Below are 4252 nucleotides of genomic sequence, written 5' to 3'. Positions count from 1 at the left end.
AGCTCGAGGAGGTGCTGGCCGAGCGGCTGGCGGTCCTGCGCTCCGGTGCGATGAACATCGCCGTGCATCCGCGGGACACCCGTAAGTCTGCCTGAATCCGAGCGGCAGCACTGAGATAGATGACAAGGGCCGGGGCCACTGCTGAGCAGTGGCCCCGGCCCTTGTTCGCATTGGCGGCGGCGTCGGGTGGGGCTGTGGCCGCCGGTGGCCCAGCCCGACCCCGGTGGCTCAGCGCCGGTCCCGATCTCTCCGCCGCGGGGCGCGACCCACCACGATGGTGCCGCAGACGGCTGGCGGCGCGGCGCGGCAGATCCAGTGGAGCGCTCAGTGGCTCAGCCGCGGTCGCGGGGCCGCAGTCCGGGGCCCGGCTCTCCATCGCCGTTCCGGCCCCGGTCGCCCCCGTCCTTGATCACCTCGCCCTGGATGACCGTGCCCCGCTCCGCGCGCACCTGCCCGCCCCGGCGCTCCCACTCCTCACGGGCCTGAACGAAGGGGTCGGACGGCGTTCCGGGGACGAAGCCCATCCGGCGCGACAGCGCGCTCTCCGCGCGGCGCCGCAGCAGCGCCCGGGTCGGCGGGAACAGACACACCAGCGCGGCCACGTCCGATATCAGCCCCGGCACCATGAGCAGCAGCCCGCCGAGCATGGTGAAGGAGCTTCCGGGCCGCACCGAGGGCTCCTCGGCGCCGCCCGGCCGCATCGCCCCGGCCAGGCTCTGCCACGCCCGGCGGCCGCCGCGCTTGACCACGGCCCCGCCCACCACCACGCCCGCGACCAGCAGCAGGAAGACGGTCAGCCCACCGGCCAGGTCCGCCACCAGGGTCAGCAGCCAGATCTCCAGAACCAGCCAGGCGGCGATCCCCAGCGGCACGAAGGTGCGGGCGCGTGAGCGCTTCGGGCGGGTCGGGTCGCTCTGCTGGGATACGCCGGTCATCATGCCTCCAAGTGTGCCCGGACCCGTGCGCGAAACGGAGCCCGGGGCCGCGTGGCCAAGGGGATCGAGGGGATCTCATGAGTTCCAACGCGCGAGGTGCCCCAGAGGCTCCAGCAGTCCGAAGAGAGGTCCGGGGAGGAGTCCTCCGAAGAGAGGGCCGGGGAGGAGTCCGAGGAGAGGGCCGAAGTCGCCACCGTGCTGTCGCTGTGCGTGGCGACCGGGCCCGACCGGGCCATGGCCAAGCTGCTGCTGATCGGCGCGCTGCTGATCGCGGGCGGCGTACGTGTCGGTGGACGAGCACGAGTTGTTCGGCCGGGCCCGGGAGCTGCCGGAGGTCGGTGCCCCGTTCGCGGTGGGCGGGCCGGCGCTGTGCTGGCTGTCGCCGTTCGGCTCCGGGCTCGGCAAGGCCGTCGCCGAGGAGGCCGCGGGGCACACCGCCGCCTGGCTGCCCGCGCTCTACGTCCTGGTGTCGGCGGTGACCGGAGGCGCGGTGCTGCGCGCCGGACTGCGGATCTTCGCCGGAGTGGGGCGGCGGCCCCGGGACGGGCATCCCGCGAGCGGTCCGGAGACCGGGGCCGGGGCGCTGTTCACCGACACCGGCGGCTACCGGCGGTCGGTGCTGGTCGGACGCGCCGCGGCCGTCCCGGCGTCCGTGCCGCCGCACTGGCAGGCGACCGGGATCCTGCTCGGGCCGTTCTCCACTGCCCTCGCCATCACCCTGGCCGCACTGGCGGTACGGCGGCCGGTCCACACCGGGACGGCCGCTCTACTCGCGCCCGTACGGCGGTTGCAGTCCGGGCATATCGGCGACTACGTCGCCTGGCTGGTCGCCGGGACGGCGCTGCTCACGGTGCCGACCGTCCCGGGGGTCCGCTGAGACCGAGCCGCGCTCGGTCCCGTGGTCAGCGGTGGCGCAGTGCCGAGATCAACTGACTCTTGGACATCTGGGACCTGCCCTCGATGCCCGCCTTCTGGGCCTCGCGGTACAGATCCTCCTTGGTCCGCATCTCCATGCTGCCCGACTTGGCGCTCCCTCGGGCCGCCATGCCGCGCGCTGTCGACTTCCCGCTCTTCGTGGTCGCTTTAGCCATGTTCCGCCTCCTTCCGCCTCAAGTGTCCGGTACGGGACGGAAGGACGCCTGCGGGACTACTCCGAGCGCGAAGCCGGGCTTACGGCTCCTTGCGGCCCAGCATCTTGTTGACCCGCGAGCCCACGCCCCAGGACATGACCCGCCAGGCCGCCTCGGTGACGATGTCGCGGCTCATCTTGCTCTCGCCACGCTCGCGTTCGATGAAGGTGACCGGAACCTCGATGACGTGGAAGCCCGCCTTGATGGCCCGCCAGGCCAGGTCGATCTGGAAGCAGTAGCCCTGGGAGGCGACCTCGTCCATGCCGATGCCCTCGAGCGTCTCCTTGCGGAACGCGCGATAGCCGGCCGTCATATCGCGGATCGGCACATCGAGGAGCAGGCGGGAGTACGTGCTGCCGCCCCGGGAGATGAACTCGCGGGACTTGGGCCAGTTGACGATCCGCCCGCCGGGCACCCAGCGGGAACCGATCACCAGATCCGCGCCCTTGAGCGCGGTGAGCAGCCGGGGCAGCTCCTCGGGCTGATGGGAGCCGTCGGCGTCCATCTCCACCAGCACGCCGTAGCCGTGCTCGATGCCCCAGCGGAACCCGGCCAGATAGGCGGCGCCGAGGCCCTCCTTGCCCTTGCGGTGGAGCACCTTGACGCGGTCGTCCTCGGCGGCCAGCTCATCGGCGACCTTGCCGGTGCCGTCCGGGCTGTTGTCGTCCGCGACGAGGATGTGCGCGTCCGGAACCGACTCCCGGACCCGCTCCACGATCGACTTGATGTTCTCCGCCTCGTTATAGGTCGGAATGATCACCAAGGTCGTACCGAGCGGACCGTACTTCCGCCGGCCACCGTCGTCCTGACGCTCGCGGCGCGGCTCCACGTCCGCGCCGCCGGTGAGCGGCTCGTCGGCTCCGGTCCGCGGCTCGTCGGCTCCGGCCAGCGGCTCCGCGGCTCCGGTACGCGGCTCGTCGGCCTTCGTGCTGGGCTCGTCGGCCTTCGTGCCGGCCTCTGCGGCTCCGGCGCCCGGCTCCTCGGCCTTCTCGCTGGACGCCTCGGCCTTCGCGTTCGGCTCACCGGCTCCGGCCGGCGGCTCCGCGGCCTTCTCGCTCGGCTCACCGGCCTCGCGTGCGTCGCTCACGGCGTCGGATTGTTCGCTTCTCCGCCCGTGAGACGAATCATCACGGTCGTTGCTCCGGCGCGGCTCCTCGGCCTCGCGTGCGTCGCTCACGGCTACTGCCCCTTCTCGTCCGTACGTCCCCGACGGCCGATCGTGATCGCGGCCGCGCAGGACAGAACGCCCACCATAGCGAGCACCCACTCGGGGATCGCACCGACGCGGTCGGCCAGGGTCTTGCCGTCACGCAGCGGGATGCGCGCGGTGAGCACATCTTGCGTGAATTCTTTCGTCCGCTGCTCGATCGTGCCATCCGGGGAGACCACGGCGCTGATCCCGCTCGTGGCCGCGGTGATCACCGGCCGACCGTGTTCGATCGCCCTCAGCTTGGACATGACCAGTTGCTGCTCGGGCTGACCGCTGCGCCCGTAAGTGGCGTTGTTGGTCTGGACGACGATCGCCCGGGCGCCCGCGTTGACCGTGTCGCGGACGATCTCGTCGTAGGCGACCTCGAAGCAGATCACATCGCCGAGCCGGGCGGGGCCGACGTTGAGCACACCGGTGTGGTCGCCGGGGTAGAAGTCGCGGGGCACCCGCTGGAGCCGGGTGATGATCTTGCTCAGCTCCTGGCGGAACGGGACGTACTCGCCGAAGGGCACCGGATGCTGCTTGGTGTACGAGGCCCCGGGGCCGCTCTTCGGGTCCCAGACGATGCCCTGGTTCTCCACGTAGCCCTGTTTGGTCGGATGGTCGACCAGGGCGCCGACCAGCACCGGAACGCCGATCGCCTTCACCGCCTCGTCGATCCGGGCGTATGCCTCCCGATACTGGAAGGGGTCGAGGTCGGAGGCGTTTTCCGGCCAGATGACGAGATCGGGCTTGGCGATCCGGCCGGCCTTGACGTCCTTCGCCAGGTTCAGGGTCGCCTTCACATGGTTGTCGAGGATCATCATGGGGCGGCCCAGGAAGTCCATACCGGGCTGCTGCACATTGCCCTGGACGACCGCGATGTCGACCGAGTCGGCGGCGGCGGTGGGGATGGGCACCGCGAATCCGGCCACCGTCACGACGGCGGCGACGGCCACGGCCCCGGCGGCGGGCAGGGCGCCGCGCGGTGAGAGGCC

The 4252-nt window shown here is 71.7% G+C and carries 5 protein-coding genes and 1 pseudogene; 2 read left to right on the top strand and 4 right to left on the bottom strand.

What is annotated here, in order from left to right:
• Positions 1 to 95 (top strand): annotated as a pseudogene (locus KN815_RS52630) (RNA polymerase-binding protein RbpA); the annotation flags it as partial.
• A 237-nt stretch (positions 96 to 332) separates the two neighbouring features.
• Here KN815_RS52630 and fxsA read toward each other — a convergent pair.
• Complete coding sequence (gene fxsA / locus KN815_RS33585; RefSeq protein ID WP_372458550.1) at positions 333 to 938, bottom strand: FxsA family membrane protein; 606 nt, start codon at positions 936 to 938, stop codon at positions 333 to 335.
• Between the two features lie 280 nt (positions 939 to 1218).
• Between fxsA and KN815_RS33580 the strand changes: the two genes are divergently transcribed.
• On the top strand, positions 1219 to 1812 hold the full coding sequence (locus tag KN815_RS33580; RefSeq protein WP_253209399.1) for a hypothetical protein: 594 nt from the start codon (positions 1219 to 1221) through the stop codon (positions 1810 to 1812).
• Between the two features lie 25 nt (positions 1813 to 1837).
• On the opposite strand, the gene KN815_RS33575 is transcribed toward KN815_RS33580, so the two are convergent.
• From KN815_RS33575 to lnt, 3 genes are all read right to left on the bottom strand, one after another.
• Entirely contained in the window at positions 1838 to 2026 is a 189-nt protein-coding gene (locus KN815_RS33575; RefSeq protein WP_059146576.1) for a Rho termination factor N-terminal domain-containing protein, read from the bottom strand.
• 79 nt (positions 2027 to 2105) lie between these two features.
• Complete coding sequence (locus KN815_RS33570) at positions 2106 to 2894, bottom strand: polyprenol monophosphomannose synthase (protein WP_216345623.1); 789 nt, start codon at positions 2892 to 2894, stop codon at positions 2106 to 2108.
• 350 nt (positions 2895 to 3244) lie between these two features.
• The coding region (gene lnt, locus KN815_RS33565; protein ID WP_216345622.1) for an apolipoprotein N-acyltransferase at positions 3245 to 4252 on the bottom strand (1008 nt) is incomplete at its 5' end.

This window comes from Streptomyces niphimycinicus (assembly GCF_018883605.1).
GTDB classification, from domain to species: domain Bacteria; phylum Actinomycetota; class Actinomycetes; order Streptomycetales; family Streptomycetaceae; genus Streptomyces; species Streptomyces niphimycinicus.
This window is presented reverse-complemented; position numbering and strand designations above follow the sequence as displayed.

Excerpts from the sequence above, each read along its gene's own strand:
- KN815_RS33575 (WP_059146576.1), bottom strand. The coding sequence starts at position 2,026 with ATGGCTAAAGCGACCACGAAGAGCGGGAAGTCGACAGCGCGCGGCATG.
- fxsA (WP_372458550.1), bottom strand. The coding sequence starts at position 938 with ATGATGACCGGCGTATCCCAGCAGAGCGACCCGACCCGCCCGAAGCGC.